General features: G+C 56.3%; 15 protein-coding genes. 8 read left to right on the top strand and 7 right to left on the bottom strand.

Going from position 1 to position 14660, the window contains the following annotated elements; genetic code table 11:
- The first annotated feature begins 157 nt into the window (after nt 1–157).
- The 4 genes from hrcA to dnaJ all read left to right on the top strand — a co-directional run bounded on the left by hrcA (nt 158) and on the right by dnaJ (nt 5136).
- Nucleotides 158–1195, top strand: a complete 1038-nt coding sequence (gene hrcA / locus RWV98_RS08940) for a heat-inducible transcriptional repressor HrcA (RefSeq protein ID WP_280960374.1) — start codon at nt 158–160, stop codon at nt 1193–1195.
- 18 nt (nt 1196–1213) lie between these two features.
- Entirely contained in the window at nt 1214–1810 is a 597-nt protein-coding gene (grpE, locus tag RWV98_RS08935; RefSeq protein ID WP_280960373.1) for a nucleotide exchange factor GrpE, read from the top strand.
- A gap of 158 nt (nt 1811–1968) precedes the next feature.
- Nucleotides 1969–3825 (top strand): molecular chaperone DnaK, encoded by a 1857-nt coding sequence (dnaK, locus tag RWV98_RS08930; RefSeq protein WP_317865339.1) that lies wholly within the window; start codon nt 1969–1971, stop codon nt 3823–3825.
- A 165-nt stretch (nt 3826–3990) separates the two neighbouring features.
- Nucleotides 3991–5136, top strand: coding sequence for a molecular chaperone DnaJ (gene dnaJ, locus RWV98_RS08925; RefSeq protein ID WP_280960371.1), 1146 nt, complete (start codon nt 3991–3993; stop codon nt 5134–5136).
- Between the two features lie 309 nt (nt 5137–5445).
- Here the strand turns inward: dnaJ and bilS are convergent, their stop codons facing one another.
- The 7 genes from bilS to RWV98_RS08890 form a co-directional block, all read right to left on the bottom strand.
- Nucleotides 5446–5877: a flavodoxin family protein BilS gene (gene bilS, locus RWV98_RS08920; RefSeq protein WP_326938188.1), complete on the bottom strand. Its 432-nt coding sequence runs from the start codon at nt 5875–5877 to the stop codon at nt 5446–5448.
- Nucleotides 5878–5966: 89 nt separating this feature from the next.
- Nucleotides 5967–7334 carry a citrate/2-methylcitrate synthase gene (locus tag RWV98_RS08915; RefSeq protein WP_280960369.1) on the bottom strand — a complete coding sequence of 456 codons (1368 nt, stop codon included), beginning with the start codon at nt 7332–7334 and terminating at the stop codon, nt 5967–5969.
- 148 nt (nt 7335–7482) lie between these two features.
- Nucleotides 7483–7992: a DUF6773 family protein gene (locus RWV98_RS08910; RefSeq protein ID WP_280960368.1), complete on the bottom strand. Its 510-nt coding sequence runs from the start codon at nt 7990–7992 to the stop codon at nt 7483–7485.
- Nucleotides 7993–8100: 108 nt separating this feature from the next.
- Nucleotides 8101–8298 (bottom strand): helix-turn-helix transcriptional regulator, encoded by a 198-nt coding sequence (locus tag RWV98_RS08905; protein WP_280960367.1) that lies wholly within the window; start codon nt 8296–8298, stop codon nt 8101–8103.
- A gap of 110 nt (nt 8299–8408) precedes the next feature.
- Nucleotides 8409–9767, bottom strand: coding sequence for an MATE family efflux transporter (locus tag RWV98_RS08900; RefSeq protein ID WP_280960366.1), 1359 nt, complete (start codon nt 9765–9767; stop codon nt 8409–8411).
- A 121-nt stretch (nt 9768–9888) separates the two neighbouring features.
- Nucleotides 9889–10515 (bottom strand): flavodoxin family protein, encoded by a 627-nt coding sequence (locus RWV98_RS08895; protein ID WP_317865337.1) that lies wholly within the window; start codon nt 10513–10515, stop codon nt 9889–9891.
- 88 nt (nt 10516–10603) lie between these two features.
- The gene (locus RWV98_RS08890) at nt 10604–11455 is read right to left on the bottom strand and encodes a YihY/virulence factor BrkB family protein (protein ID WP_280960364.1); all 852 of its coding nucleotides are present in this window, start codon (nt 11453–11455) and stop codon (nt 10604–10606) included.
- Between the two features lie 138 nt (nt 11456–11593).
- Here RWV98_RS08890 and RWV98_RS08885 point away from each other — a divergent pair, with 138 nt between their 5' ends.
- From RWV98_RS08885 to RWV98_RS08870, 4 genes are all read left to right on the top strand, one after another.
- Nucleotides 11594–12112 (top strand): DUF1273 domain-containing protein, encoded by a 519-nt coding sequence (locus tag RWV98_RS08885; protein WP_280960363.1) that lies wholly within the window; start codon nt 11594–11596, stop codon nt 12110–12112.
- A 136-nt stretch (nt 12113–12248) separates the two neighbouring features.
- Nucleotides 12249–13340: a hypothetical protein gene (locus RWV98_RS08880; protein WP_317865336.1), complete on the top strand. Its 1092-nt coding sequence runs from the start codon at nt 12249–12251 to the stop codon at nt 13338–13340.
- Between the two features lie 19 nt (nt 13341–13359).
- Nucleotides 13360–14082, top strand: a complete 723-nt coding sequence (locus tag RWV98_RS08875) for an ion transporter (protein ID WP_317865334.1) — start codon at nt 13360–13362, stop codon at nt 14080–14082.
- A complete protein-coding gene (locus tag RWV98_RS08870) occupies nt 14066–14644 on the top strand; it encodes a hypothetical protein (RefSeq protein ID WP_317865332.1) in 579 nt (192 codons plus the stop codon). Before RWV98_RS08875 ends, RWV98_RS08870 begins: the two co-directional genes overlap by 17 nt.
- Nucleotides 14645–14660: the final 16 nt, after the last annotated feature.

Here is a 14660-nt window from a genome sequence, read left to right as displayed (position 1 = left end):
CCTTGAAAAGCAGCGTCTTTGCCGTTTTGCGGCAAAGACGCATTTTCATTTAACAAAATATTCATAAACGAGACTTGACTTTGCAGGGCGACGGTGGTAAATTAGTTTTAGCACTCGAGGGAGATGAGTGCTAAACACAAAAAAGGAGCGACGCCGCATGGAGCTTTCTGAACGCAAAAAACAGATCCTGAAGGCCATCATCGGCGATTATATCCGCACAGCCGAACCGGTCGGATCCAAAACTCTGGCCGCCGGGCATGAGCTCCCCTTCTCCTCCGCCACCATCCGAAACGAGATGAGCGAGCTGGAGGAGCTGGGCTTCCTCGAAAAGCCGCATACTTCGGCGGGCCGCATCCCCTCCGCTTTGGGTTACCGCCTGTACGTGGATGAGCTGATGACCCGCATGGAAGACGCGCCGGACACCGACGAAATGCCGTTTCAGCGCATGATGCAGCACAAGGTGAAGGAGCTGGACCGCCTGATTCAAGAGGCCGGCAAGCTGATTTCCAACCTTACGGATTATGCGTCGGTCGCGATCACGCCCGCGATGACGCAAACCGCCATTCGCCGTTTTGAGATCATCGCGGTGGATAAGCTGAATTTCGTTATCGTCGTTGTGACGGAATCCGGTACGGTGAAAAACAAAATGGTGCGCACGCTGGCCGATGTGACCGCGGATGAAGCCGAACTGCTGACCTACGTGCTCAACCAAACCTTGACCGGCCTGCCGCTTTCCCATATCACCGCCGAACGGTTCGATATTGTCCGCCGCGCCGCCGGGCTGTCCGCCCTGCTTGCGCCGGTGGCCGAATACATCGCCGAGCTGATTGAAGAGCTGGGCAGCCAGCGCGTTTATTTAGAAGGCGCGACCAAGCTGCTGCACTACCCCGAATACCGGGACCTGAAAAAAGCGCAGACCCTGCTCGATTACATGGACGACGACACGCATCTGCTGCCGGTCGCCCGCAAGATCGACGGCGTGCAAATTTTCATCGGCCCGGAAAACGGTGAAAACCCAATGAGCGAAACCTCTGCCATTTACGCAAAATACGATATCGGTAAGATCGGCCAAGGTGCGATCGGCATCGTCGGCCCGACGCGCATGGACTATGCCACGCTTTCCGCCCGCCTTTCCCGCTTTGCGAAGGGCCTGAACAAGCTGATCGCCGAAACCTTTTTGGATGAAAAAGAATAACGGAGGCATCAAATCAACATGAGCAAGAAAAAGAAGCCGGAAGCTGCCGCGCAGGAGCAGACGACGGAAAGCAGCGAGGTAGAAACCGAGAATACCAAGGCCGCTGAAGCCGAAGCTGAACAGACCGAACCCGAAGCGCAAGCCGAGACCGCCCCGGAAGCCGAAGCCGCTAAAGTTCCGGACGACGACCTCAAGGCTAAGTTCGACGACCTGAACGACCGGTATTTGCGCATGGCGGCGGAGTACGACAACTTCCGCAAGCGCAGCCAGCGCGAACGCGATCGCATCCACGCAGACGCGGTCTCGCACGCGGTGAAGGCGCTGCTGCCGACCTATGACAATTTGGAGCGCGCCGTCAAGGCCGAGACCACGGACGCTGAGTATAAAAAAGGCGTTGAAATGACCATGACCCAGCTGGTAGAAAGCCTAAAGGGCCTGAACGTCACCGTAATTGAGGCAGCGCCCGGCACCCCGTTCGATCCCAACCTGCACAACGCCGTCATGCATATTGAGGACGAGGCGTTTGCGGAAAATGTGATCGCCGAGGCGTTCCAGCAGGGCTTCCAGATCGGCGACCATGTCATTCGCCATTCGATGGTCAAAGTCGCAAATTAATTAGGAGTTAGAAATTAGGAATTAGGAATTGCGGTTCCGCGCGGAGCGCGGATATTTGATAAGCGGCTTACAGCCGCACCATGATTACTAATTACTAACTACTAATTACAAATTCACTTTATCAATCAAGAATCTTAACTATAAGGAGTGCAATAATCATGGGCAAAATCATTGGTATCGACCTTGGCACCACAAACTCTTGCGTGGCGGTCATGGAGGGCGGCGAAGCCGTCGTTATCCCTAACGCGGAAGGCGCGCGCACGACCCCTTCGGTCGTCGCTTTTTCTAAGGACGGCGAGCGCATGGCCGGTCAGGTCGCAAAGCGTCAGGCCGTGACCAACGCGGACCGCACCATCAGCTCCATCAAGCGCGAAATGGGCACGAACTACCGCGTGAGCATCGATGATAAGCAGTATTCCCCGCAGGAAGTTTCCGCGATGATCCTGCAAAAGCTGAAGGCGGATGCGGAAGCTTATTTGGGCGCCACGGTTTCGCAGGCGGTCATCACCGTTCCCGCTTACTTTACCGACTCCCAGCGTCAGGCTACCAAGGACGCGGGCAAGATCGCGGGCCTTGACGTGCTGCGCATCATCAACGAGCCGACCGCTGCCGCGCTGGCTTACGGCGTGGATAAGGAGACCGAGCAGAAGGTCATGGTATACGACCTTGGCGGCGGTACGTTCGACGTTTCCATCCTCGACATCGGCGACGGCGTGCTCGAAGTGCTGGCCACCGCGGGCAACAACCGTCTGGGCGGCGACGACTTTGACAAGCGTATTATGGACTGGATCGTCGCGGAATTTAAGAAATCCAACGGCATCGACCTTTCCGGCGACAAGATGGCCATGCAGCGCCTGAAGGAAGCCGCGGAAAAGGCCAAGATCGAGCTTTCCGGCATGGCGCAGACCTCGATCAACCAGCCGTATATCACGGCCGACGCGACCGGCCCCAAGCACCTCGAATTAACGCTGACCCGCGCCAAGTTCAACGAGCTGACCGCCGATCTGGTCGAAGCGACCATGGGCCCGGTGCGTCAGGCCATGTCGGACGCCGGCCTGTCCTCCGGCGATCTGGCGAAGGTGCTGCTCGTGGGCGGCTCCAGCCGCATCCCCGCCGTGCAGGACGCCGTAAAGGGCATCACCGGCAAGGACGGCTTTAAGGGCATCAACCCGGACGAATGCGTTGCCATCGGCGCCGCCATTCAGGCGGGCGTGCTGGGCGGCGAAGTCAAGGACGTGCTGCTGCTTGACGTTTGCCCGCTGTCCCTCGGCATTGAAACGCTGGGCGGCGTGTGCACCAAGCTGATCGAACGCAACACCACCATCCCGACCAAGAAGAGCCAGACCTTCTCCACCGCGGCCGATAACCAGCCCTCCGTTGAAATCCACGTGCTGCAGGGCGAGCGCGAAATGGCCGCCGGCAACAAGACGCTGGGCAAGTTCAGTCTGGACGGTATCGCCCCCGCGCCGCGCGGCGTGCCGCAGATCGAAGTAACCTTTGATATCGACGCGAACGGCATCGTCAACGTATCCGCCAAGGACCTTGGCACCGGCAAGGAGCAGAAGATCACAATCACGGCTTCCTCCAACCTTTCGCAGGACGAGATCGACAAAGCCATGCACGAGGCCGAGCAGTTCGCCGAGCAGGATAAGAAGAACAAGGAAGCGGTGGAGACCCGCAACAGCGCCGAACAGCTGGTGTTCCAGTCCGAAAAGGCGCTGACCGATCTGGGCGATAAGCTCTCCGCCGAGGAAAAGACCACCGTGCAGGCCGAGATCGACAAGGTCAAGGAAGCGCTTAAGGGCACTGATAACGAGATGATCAAGATGGCGTCCGATTCCCTTTCCCAGAAGTTCGGCGAACTGGCCAGCAAGATCTATCAGCAGCAGGCGCCGCAGGGCGACCCCAACATGGGCGGTAATCCGAACATGGGCGGCCAGCCGGGCGCGGGCCCGCAGGGCGATTTTGTGGACGCTGATTTCACCGAAGTGAAGGACGACGAAGACAAGAAATAACTAGGAAGTAGGAGTTAGGAAGTAGGAGTTTCGGTTTCGCGCTTTGCGCGCTTATATATCATCCGGCTGTGCCGGATTCCGCAACTCCTCACTCCTAATTCCTCACTTCTAACTTTCGAGGGCGCGCTCCGGCGCGCCTATCCCCTTGTATAGAGGAATGATGATATGGCTGACAAAAGAGATTACTATGAGGTGCTCGGTGTCCAAAAAGGCGCGAGCGATGAAGAAATCAAGAAAGCGCACCGCCGCCTCGCCAAGAAATACCACCCGGATCTGAACCAAGACAACCCGGAGGCCGACGAAAAATTTAAGGAACTGAATGAGGCTTACGAGGTGCTCTCCGACAAGGACAAGCGCTCGAAATACGACCAATTCGGCTTCGCGGGCGTCGATCCCAGTTATGGCGGCGGCGCGGGCGCGGGCTTTGGCGGCTTCGATATGGGCGACCTCGGCGATCTGTTCGGCTCGTTCTTCGGCGGCGGCTTCGGCGGGCGCTCTTCCCAGCGCCGCAACGCGCCGCAGCGCGGCGAATCCATCCGCCAGAGTGTGATGCTTTCCTTTGAGGAAGCCGCCTTTGGCTGTGAAAAAGAAATTTCCATAGACCGGATCGAGACCTGTGATGAATGCGGCGGCTCGGGCGCGAAGAAGGGCACCAGCGCGGAGTCCTGCCCGAACTGTCACGGCACCGGCTCGGTCACGCAGACCCAGCGCACGCCGCTCGGCATGTTTCAAACACAGGCGGCTTGCCCCAACTGCCGCGGCACGGGCAAAATCATCCGCACCCCCTGCACCAAGTGCAGCGGCGCGGGACGGCTGCGTAAAAACCGCAAGCTGAACGTTACCATACCCGCCGGTATCGACGACGGTCAGTCCATCCAGCTGCGCGGTCAGGGCAACGCGGGCGTTAACGGCGGCCCGGCGGGCGATTTGCTCGTCACAGTAGGCATCCGCCCGCATCCGGTCTTCTCGCGCGACGGCTCCAACGTCATCTGCGAGATCCCGATCTCCTTTACACAGGCGGCGCTGGGCGATACGCTGCAAGTGCCGACGATCGACGGACGCATCGAATACAAGATCCCCGAAGGCACGCAGACCGCCACCGTGTTCCGCATGAAGGGCAAGGGCATTCAAAACCTGAACGGACGCGGGCGCGGCGATCAATACGTTCGCGTCAATATTGAAGTGCCGAAAAACCTATCTGAAAAGCAGAAAAAACTGCTGCGCGAGTTCGAGGAAAACACAACGGATGAAAATCAGGCTCAGCGCAAGGGTTTTTGGGATAAAGTCAAGGACGCTTTCAAGGAAATGTAAAACACAAAAGGCGCTTTACCGCATGATTGCCGCGGTAAGGCGTCTTTTTCTTTTCTATATCCGCTTTTTATATACGTGAAGCTTGAATAGCAAGGGGCTGTAAAAAAACTGTTGCAAAATAGAAGAGTACCCAAATGTCATTCTGAACGAAGTGAAGAATCTCGCGCGAACGCGCGTTCCCAACGTAAATTTCGCGCGTTCGCGCGAGATTCTTCGTCGCTTTGCTCCTCAGAATGACAAAGCTAGTAGCATTCTTCGCTTTGCAACAGTTTTCTATTCATTTGTGAGAACTTATTTTACAGCCCCTTTTTATAGGGGTAAGGCGGCGGCCCATTCCCGAAGACGGGCAATATCCGCCTGATTCGGATGGGTCAGCGCGCGGTCAAAATTTTCGATCATGTCGGTCATGCGTTTATCGCCGGGGCTTTGCCGCAGCATGGCTTCATACCGCTCCCGCACGGCGGGCTGCATTTTTCCCTGACACATAAAGCCGGGCAGAAGAATGTTATCCGCCGGAAGCTGCGTTTTTGTCCGTGCGAGGATAGAATCAAAGTAGCCCTGATCCCCGCCAAAGCCGGCGGTACCGAACAGCGCGACCTGCTTGCCATGCAGCTTGCCGAGAAAAAACGCGGTCTGCTCGTCGCACAGGCCCTTATCCGTCCAGAAACCAACGCAAAGGAGGGAAGCGGATAACGCTTCCTCCCCCGGCGGGCCAAAGAAAACGCGGCCCGCTTCCGGCAGGCAGTCTTTTAACGCTTCCAGCCAGTACGGCGGTATTGCCGGTACGGCTGCTGAAAACGATCGAATATTGCATGAGAAAAGGCCTTCTTTCAGCGTGTGCTGAGATCCATATAATGCGCGGGCTGCTGGACGCAGCGGTATGCCGGGCGAATGATCTTGTCCGCGTTGATCAGCTCTTCCAGCCGGTGCGCGCTCCAGCCGACGATGCGCGCGATCGCGAACACCGGCGTGTACAGCTCGGGCGGCAGCGCGAGCATCGAATAAACAAAGCCCGAATAAAAATCCACGTTCGCGGAAACGCCCTTGTAGATATGGCGCTCCTGCGCGATGACTTCGGGCGCGAGCCGCTCAACCAGCGAATAAAGGGCGAAATCCTGATCCCTTCCCTTCTCCTTCGCGAGCTGGCCGACAAAGGATTTGAACACGCGCGCGCGTGGGTCGGAAATGGAATAGACCGCGTGGCCCATGCCGTAGATCAAGCCCTTCTTATCAAACGCTTCGCGGCGCAGCAGCGCGCGCAGGTAGCCCGCCACGGCTTCTTCATCCGTCGTATCGGTCACATTGCGCTTGAGGTCCTCAAACATTTGCACGACCTTGAAATTCGCGCCGCCGTGCTTGGGTCCCTTGAGCGAGCCGAGCGCCGCCGAGATCGCGGAATATGTGTCCGTGCCGGACGAAGACACCACGTGCGTGGTAAAGGACGAATTATTACCGCCGCCGTGCTCCATATGCAGCACAAGCGCCAGGTCCAAAACCTTGGATTCCAGCGGCGAATAGCTCATATCCGGCCGCAGCATGCGCAGGAAATTGCTCGCCGTGGAAAGGCTGTCCGACGGATAATGAATGTACATGCTGCCGCCGCATTCATAATGGTTATAGGCATGATAGGAATAGACCGCCAGCATCGGAAACACCGAGATCAGCATCAGGCACTGGCGCAGCACGTTGGGCAGGCTGATATCGTCCGCCGTCGAATCATACGAGGCGAGCGTTAAAACGCTGCGGGACAGACTGTTCATCATATCGTGCGTGGGCGCTTTCATCACCACATCGCGCGTAAAGTTGGTAGGCAGCGTGCGCCCCTGCGCCAGCAGGCTTTTAAAATCCGATAAGCGGCGCACATCGGGCAGCTCGCCAAACAGGAGCAGGTAGGCGGTCTCCTCGTAGCCCTTGCGGCCGTCCTTCATAAAGCCCTGTACCAGATCGTTGATATTGATGCCGCGATAGTACAGCTCGCCATCGCAGGGGACCAGCTTTCCATCCACCATTTTCTTGGAAATAATATCGGATATATTGGTCAGTCCGGCGAGCACCCCCTCGCCGTTTAGGTCGCGCAGCCCGCGTTTGACGTCGAATTCCTTATATAGCGCGGGGGCAATGGTGCTGTTGCTCTTGCAGAGCGCAGCCAAAGCTTCCACGCGCGGGGTCACTTCCAAAACATCGTGTCCTGCTGTCATAACTTCCTCCCTTTCCCGGTTCGTGAATTACTCGATAGTATTATTTTACCGGAAAAGGGCGGTCCGCTTCAACTTTATTTCGGTAACAAACCGTGAATAAACTGTAAACTTTTTCAACATATCACCACTTTACCATATTGGTGTATAATTATTCTTCGTCCTCCTCAAGCTCCTGCACCTTTTGTTCGCGGCGGCGACGGGCCATGCGGAAGGAAATATAGTAGATCACCAGAGTGGCAAGGGCTGTCGGTATGCAAATTGAGATGAAAAATGCGACGGATAGGCCAAACATAACGCTTGAACCGCCCTCCACGGGTACGAATTGCCGCACGCGCAGCACAGTGAGCAAGATGGCGGCTATCGCCCCCGCGCCCAGCGCTGTGAACAGGTAATGGCGCAGTGGAAAACGGTCCGATTCGGCAAAGGCGTTATCATCCATCAGGCCATTCCGCCACTGCATTACGACGCAAACGATCTGCGCCAGCATGAATACGCCAAACTCCACCCAGCTGAACTGTCCGGAGCCCTCTGTATATTTGATCGCCTGCAATAGCATATCGAGCAGAATGCCAAAGGTAAATACATAGTACCCGATTTTGTAAATTCGGTTGACCTCTTGCGCGACGCGCTCATCGGTCGGTTTATGGATCAGCTTCATTGTGTTTCTCCCCCTTACAAAACATTCAGCAGCGCGACGACCAATGCTACGATCGCCATGAAATCCGCCAGTTGTTCGTCCTTCATCAATGCGTGTAACTTTTTCATTTTAAGCTTCCTCCCAAAATAATTCATCCAGTGTTCGATCGAGTACTTTACAGATCGCAATGCAAAGGTGAAGCGTCGGATTATAGCCGCCCGCTTCGATCAAGCCGATGGTTTGCCGCGTGACGCCGACCGCTTCCGCCAGATCCGCCTGCGACATATCCTTTTCCACCCGCGCCAGCTTCAGCTTTTTATTTTTCATGCCATCACCTCTTTGTTGATTACAGTATAATCTTTATCTTTCATTATGTCAAGTATATATTGCATTTTGTTTGATAAAAAAGGCTCTCAGAAAGTGAGAGCCTTTGGTCCTTATTCGTGCGGGGTTCCGCCGCGCGGCCCGGCGAAGCCGAGCCGGTGCATGGTGATCAGATACGCGATGAGCAAAGGAGTCATGGAGCCCGGCCACGCCAGCGCATAGGCCACGCAGATGCCGCCGAAGCCGAACGGCCCGGCAAGCAGCATCACGCCGAGCGCGCGCATCACCAGCTCCATGATGCCGGCGATGGTTGGCACCACGCCCTGCCCCAGCCCTTGCAGCGTGTACCGATAGATATACAGCAGCGAAAGCGTCGGGTAGAACAGCCCCGTTATGCGCAGGTAGAGCGCGGCCATGGAGATGACCTCGGTCGCCTCCTTACCGACGAATACGCCCGCGAGCGGCCCGCCAAACAACAGATTGACCGCAAGCACAGCAAGCGAATACCCCACCGACATGTAAGCGCACGACCGCACGCCCCGCTTGATACGGTCTACGCGGCCTGCGCCGTAGTTTTGCGCGGCATAGGTCGCCATGGTCATGCCGAAGGACGATAGCGGCGCGCCAAAGATTTGCTCGATCTTTTGCGCGGCGGTAAACGCCGCGACCGAAACAGAGCCGAAGCCGTTGAGCACAAACTGTAAAATGATAACGCCTATGCCGATGATCGAAGCCTGAAAGCCCATCGGCAGGCCAATGCCCGCGTGCCGCGCCAGCTCCTCGCCCGTTAAACGGAAGTCCTCGCGCCGCAGATGCAGCGCAGGGAACTTTTTCACGATATAGATTACACACAAAAGGCCGGAGACAAGCTGCGCGATCACGGTTGCCCAAGCCGCGCCCGCAACGCCCATATGCAGCCATAGGATAAACGCCAGATCGAGCGCAACATTCAAAATGCTCGCGATGATCAGGAAGTAAAGCGGCGTACGGCTATCCCCCAGCGCGCGGATGATATTGGACAACAGGTTAAAGAGCATGGCCGCGCCCGTGCCGATGTAAATAACGACGATATAGGCATAGGCCTGATCGATGATATCCGCCGGTGTGCGCATGAATTCCAGAATGGGACGCGCAAAGGGCACGCTGATCCCGGTCAGCACGGCGGTGACCAGCACACAGATCACGATGCACGCCGCAAAGCTGCGCCGCACGCCGTCCGCGTCGCCCGCGCCGAAGCGCTGGGCCGTGACGATGGAAAGCCCGGTCGTAAGGCCCTGCACAAAGCCAATGATCAGGAACATGATGCTGCCCGTGCAGCCGACCGCGGCCAGCGCGCTCACATCAATCGCGCGGCCCACGATCAGCGTGTCCATCATATTATAGAACTGCTGGAACAGGTTGCCCGCAAGCAGGGGCAAAGTAAAGAGCAGCACCAGCTTGGCGGGGCTGCCCTGTGTCATCGACTTGGTCATAAGCGGGGTCTCATCCTCTTTTCAAAAACGTTGCAAGCATCATTATAGCACGTGCCGGCCCTTCTGCGAAGCGCGCGTTTTCCACAAAAAAAGAGGCGCATATGCGCCTCTTTTTGCATGCTTACCGGATGAAGTTGGTCATCGTGCGGTGATGCGCCGCCGGCGGCGCGATGCCCGCCTTATCCATGACCTTTAAAAGCCACGCGATGTTTTCCGCCAGATGTTCGACCACGTCCATGCCCTCGGTATCTTTCAGTACCTCGCCGGGATCAGCGCCATGCACGGCGTTCCAGTAATCGGAGGTGACCAGCACCATTTCCATCGCGTCCATCGTGCCGAGCAGCTGCTGGTAGGTCTCCATACCGCCCGAGCGCCGCAGCGTGACAAGCGCCGCGCCCACCTTATGATGCAGTTGGTTTTCGCCGCAGCCCGCGGCCAGCATCAGCCGGTCGAGGATGCACTTCATATTGCCCGCGATGCCGCCGTGATACACGGGCGACGCGAGCACGATGCCGTCCGCCGCGATGCACTTTTCGATCACTTCGTTCACACCGTCGTCGTTCTGGATACAGCGCAGCGTTCCGTTATCCAGACAGTGATAGCACGCGAGACAGGGATGTACTTTTGCGCCGGGCTGCACGACCTCGAACTCGATCCCCTCGCGCTCGAAAACCTGAGCCATGACCTCCAAACACTGCGCGCAGTTGCCGCCCTTTCGCGGGGACCCATTGATTGCTACTACCTTCATATCTTTTTCCTCCTCTATTTTATTTTCCCGGCGCGCTGATGCGCAGACCCATGCCGCCACAGTGCTGCCCGTGGAAAAGTATTCAAATTTATTGCTTCTGTCTTCCGGTTTCAATGCGATATAGCCGCATGACGACCAGCGTGTGGTTGAGCTGCGGGCCCATCAGCAGGATCATGCTGACCAGATAGAGCCAAAGCATCAGCACGATAATCGCGCCAAGCGAGCCGTACAGCACCGAGTAGCGCGCCATATTATCCACGTAGAATGAAAACGCCCAGGAAACCAACAGCCAAGCCAGCAACGAGAACAGCGCGCCGGGCCAGACCTCGCGGAATTTTAAATACAGGTTTGGCACCACGCGGTTAAACAGCAGTAAAAAGCCGAAAATGAAAGCGATCATCACCCAGAAGCTCGCGTCATGCGTCAGGCCGAGCACGGCTTCGGGAATGGGCAGGTAAACAGGCAGCAGACGCAGCAGCGTGCGCCCCGCAACGACCAAAACAAAGCTGACGACCACCGAAATCAAAAAGCCCGCCGTGATCCCAAAGGAAATAAGAACATCCATGACCATGCCGCGCTTGACTTCGATGTGGTAAATATCGTTCACCGTGCGCATCATCGAACGCACGGCGCGCGAGAGAAAATACAGCGTGAGCACGATACCGATGATCATCGGGCTGACCGCGGGCTGCTGCCGGAGCTGTTCCAAATAGGATTCGATTAGGCTGTTCAGGCTTTGCGGCAGCATCTGCAAGATCGGCTGAATGCCGTCCATCGACAGGTGGAGCTGGGCGAGCAGCGAGTTGATGAACATGAGGAGCGGGGCCAGTGAAAAGAGCAAAAAATAAGAAAGCTCAGCCGCAGCCTGCGGAATGCCGTCCCCAAAATAGCGGTAAACCATGCGCTTGATCAGATATACCAAACGATTTTGTCCGTTCAACCAGCCGCGCCTCCTTTCCCCCTGCGTGTGTTACCGTTATTGTACCAGTTTTTCGCGCGATTTACAACTTGCGTTTTCCCACCATTTGGCGTATACTAAAACAAAATAGAACGAATGTTCGTTTTCGTGAGGTGCGCTATGCAAGACCTTCGGCCGATCACCTGTTGCTTTTCCGGCTATCGAATCGAAAAAATGCCTTTCGGCGCGGATGCCCCCGAAGCGGAGGCGCTGAAAAAAAAGCTGGCGGACGCGGTCGCGCGGGCGCACCAGCGCGGATGCACGCGCTTTTTTACCGGCATGAGCACTGGATTTGACCTATGGGCGGCAATGGCCGTTTTGGAAGCGAAAAAAGCCTTGCCGCTTCGCCTTTGCTGCGCTATCCCGTTCGACGATCAGGCCCGCGCTTTTGCGCCCTTTTGGAAAAAAGCCTATAACCAAGCGCTCGTCTACGCCGATGAAGTGTACACGCTTTCCCGCGCGTACCATGCGGGCTGCTACGCCGCGCGCAACCGCTTCATGGTGGAAGCCTCCGCCCGGCTGATCTGCTACTATGACGGTCTGCCCGGCGGCACGGCCCAAACCGTCCGTATGGCGCAAAAAGCAGGGCTGCTGATCGACAATTTGGCGGAGGAGCAGCTTTCGCTGATTTCTCATTAATTTTTCGCAAAAAGTTCCTATTTTCTCCTTTTTTCACACAACTGGCTATTTGCATCACGTAGGTGTTATTTACATTGTGTTCACAATTTAGTAAAATAGAAGATATTACGAAAGAGAAAAAAGGGGAAATCTAAACATGGGCTATCGTTTTAAGGACATGAAAAAATGGCAGAAAAGCCGTCTGTTGTTCTGCTTTATTTTCGTTGTTGTCGTTTCGGTGGTTTACCTATCTATTTGCTCGGTTCGGCTGTACCGCGACCGCGCGGGCGAGGACAAGTATTGGACAGACGCGCTAACCACGAACGAAGCCGTGCTGGACAAGGTGGAATCACGCGGCGCGGACGCGGTGCAGGTATCCGTCGGCACCTATATCGAAAACCTGAAAGAGGTATCGATCAAAAACTCCTCCTACCGGCTCGTCATGCAGGTATGGTTTAAGTGGCAGGGCGATCAGGCGCTCGACATGGCAAGCAATTTCCATGTGTATAAGGGCACGATCAACAAGACCGAAATGCTTAAAGAATACCACGAGGGAAACGAGCATTACCAGCTTGTCCGCATGGATGTAACGCTCACAAAAAACTACTGGACCTGCCGTTTCCCATTGGAATCCCACCAGCTACGCTGCTATTTGGAAAGCAACTATCCCGCGCAGGATGTGATTTTTGTCGCGGATAAAGAAAACAGCGGCCTGAACGGCAATATGTCTATCGCGGGCTTCGATATCCGCCGGTACGACACGGGCGTTTTCTATAACGAGTACGATTCGACCCACGGCGATCCCGAGCTGGCCGATCCGATCATCACAGCCGAGCATGTCACCGCGTTGGAACTGAACCGTTCCAGCATCGGCCTGTATATCAAGTGCATCATCGCGCTGTTCGGCACAACGCTTTGGGTGCTCATCACGCTGTTCATCTGCACCTTCCACTATGTCGATCCGCTGGGTATGATCCCGGCCGCTCTGTTCGGCACGGTATCCAATATCATGGTCGGCGCCAACCTGCTGCCGGACGCGCTTGAAATGGGCTTGTTGGAATTCATCAACATGTGGGGCGTGTATACCATCATCATTGTCGCGCTTGCGGTCATCAACATCAACCGCATCCGCAATAAATTCGAGGATCGGGAATTTGCCCAGTACTTCGGCCGCATCATCTTTACGACGATCCTGTTCTTCACGCTGGTCGGCCATCTGCTGCTGCCGATTTGCGCCTATATGATTTAAGGGAGGCGCCAACGCCATCATGCGTAAACGCATTTATGAAATCGTCGAGCACGCGGATCAGGGCGACCGGCTCAGTCACGCATACGATATCTTCATCACGGTCGTTGCGCTTATCAGTATTATTCCGCTTTTATTCAAGGGCACGAATCCGTTCCTCGACCGGATCGATCTGGTTACCGTTTATATCCTGTTCGCGGATTACATCTTCCGCTGGGTAACGCACGATTTTCGGCGCGGCAAGGCTTCGCCGTGGTCGTTCGTCCTTTATCCGGTCACGCCCCTTGCCATCATCGAGCTGGCCGCCATTCTTCCCTCGCTCGCGGTGCTCGGGCCGCAGTTCCGCATCCTGCGCATGCTGCGCCTTTACCGTGCGCTGCAATACTCTAAAAACTTTATCTATATCGCCAACGTTTTTAAGCGCGAAAAAAAGACGCTCGGCAGCGTGCTCGTCATTGCGCTGGCGTATATCTTTATTTCCGCGCTCGCCATGTTCTGCTACGAGCCGGATACGTTTGAAAACTTCTTTCACGCGCTTTACTGGGCTACCACCGCGCTCACCACGGTGGGCTATGGCGATATTTATCCGGTTACGCATGTCGGCCAGCTCATCAGCATGATCTCCTCCCTGTTCGGCGTGGCGATCATCGCGCTGCCCGCCGGCGTTGTAACGGCCGGCTTTATGTCGCAGCTGGAAAGCGAAAACAAGCAGAGGGAGGCAAAACAGGATGACGAAGTGGAATAATAAAACGCGCTATGCGGTCGTCATGGTGCTGTGCGTCGTGCTGAACATGGTGCTCAGCGAGGTTTCGGGCAACCTGCACCTGCCGGTGTGGCTGGATGTGACCGGCACCGCGCTCGCCGCCTTGCTGTTGGAGCCGACTGCCGGGCTGATCGTCGGTCTGGCGAACAACTTTTTCCTCGCCATTTTTCTTACCGGCACCTCTTCGCTGTTTTACTACTGCATCTCGGCGGCGGTCGCGCTGATTGTTGGCCTGATGATCCGCGAGCCGAGCGGCGGCAAAATCCGACGGAACAGGGTTTTGCCCGCGATCGCGCTCGTGCTGATTGTATCCACCCTGCTGTCGACGGTGTTGACGCTGCTGCTCAGCGGCGGTGTTTCCACCAGCACGTGGGAGGTCCACTATATGGACATCGCCGCCGCGTGGGGCTTGCCGCAGGCGCTCTCCTGCCTATTCGGCGTGTTCGTGATCAAGTTCTACGATACGCTTGCCACCGCCGCTCTTGTCGCGGTATTGTACCGTGTTTCCCCCCATTCGTTTAAATATCCTCCTGCGGAGGCATGACCCAAACGAAAAACAT

Origin of the sequence: Agathobaculum sp. NTUH-O15-33 (assembly GCF_033193315.1) — a bacterium.
Taxonomy (GTDB): Bacteria; Bacillota; Clostridia; order Oscillospirales; family Butyricicoccaceae; genus Agathobaculum; species Agathobaculum faecihominis_A.
This window is presented reverse-complemented; position numbering and strand designations above follow the sequence as displayed.

What these genes read in the sequence shown, in the direction of transcription:
- hrcA (WP_280960374.1), top strand. Translation starts at nt 158, where the DNA reads ATGGAGCTTTCTGAACGCAAAAAACAGATCCTGAAGGCCATCATCGGC.
- grpE (WP_280960373.1), top strand. Translation starts at nt 1,214, where the DNA reads ATGAGCAAGAAAAAGAAGCCGGAAGCTGCCGCGCAGGAGCAGACGACG.
- dnaK (WP_317865339.1), top strand. Translation starts at nt 1,969, where the DNA reads ATGGGCAAAATCATTGGTATCGACCTTGGCACCACAAACTCTTGCGTG.
- dnaJ (WP_280960371.1), top strand. Translation starts at nt 3,991, where the DNA reads ATGGCTGACAAAAGAGATTACTATGAGGTGCTCGGTGTCCAAAAAGGC.
- RWV98_RS08915 (WP_280960369.1), bottom strand. Translation starts at nt 7,334, where the DNA reads ATGACAGCAGGACACGATGTTTTGGAAGTGACCCCGCGCGTGGAAGCT.
- RWV98_RS08910 (WP_280960368.1), bottom strand. Translation starts at nt 7,992, where the DNA reads ATGAAGCTGATCCATAAACCGACCGATGAGCGCGTCGCGCAAGAGGTC.
- RWV98_RS08905 (WP_280960367.1), bottom strand. Translation starts at nt 8,298, where the DNA reads ATGAAAAATAAAAAGCTGAAGCTGGCGCGGGTGGAAAAGGATATGTCG.
- RWV98_RS08900 (WP_280960366.1), bottom strand. Translation starts at nt 9,767, where the DNA reads ATGACCAAGTCGATGACACAGGGCAGCCCCGCCAAGCTGGTGCTGCTC.
- RWV98_RS08895 (WP_317865337.1), bottom strand. Translation starts at nt 10,515, where the DNA reads ATGAAGGTAGTAGCAATCAATGGGTCCCCGCGAAAGGGCGGCAACTGC.
- RWV98_RS08885 (WP_280960363.1), top strand. Translation starts at nt 11,594, where the DNA reads ATGCAAGACCTTCGGCCGATCACCTGTTGCTTTTCCGGCTATCGAATC.
- RWV98_RS08880 (WP_317865336.1), top strand. Translation starts at nt 12,249, where the DNA reads ATGGGCTATCGTTTTAAGGACATGAAAAAATGGCAGAAAAGCCGTCTG.
- RWV98_RS08875 (WP_317865334.1), top strand. Translation starts at nt 13,360, where the DNA reads ATGCGTAAACGCATTTATGAAATCGTCGAGCACGCGGATCAGGGCGAC.
- RWV98_RS08870 (WP_317865332.1), top strand. Translation starts at nt 14,066, where the DNA reads ATGACGAAGTGGAATAATAAAACGCGCTATGCGGTCGTCATGGTGCTG.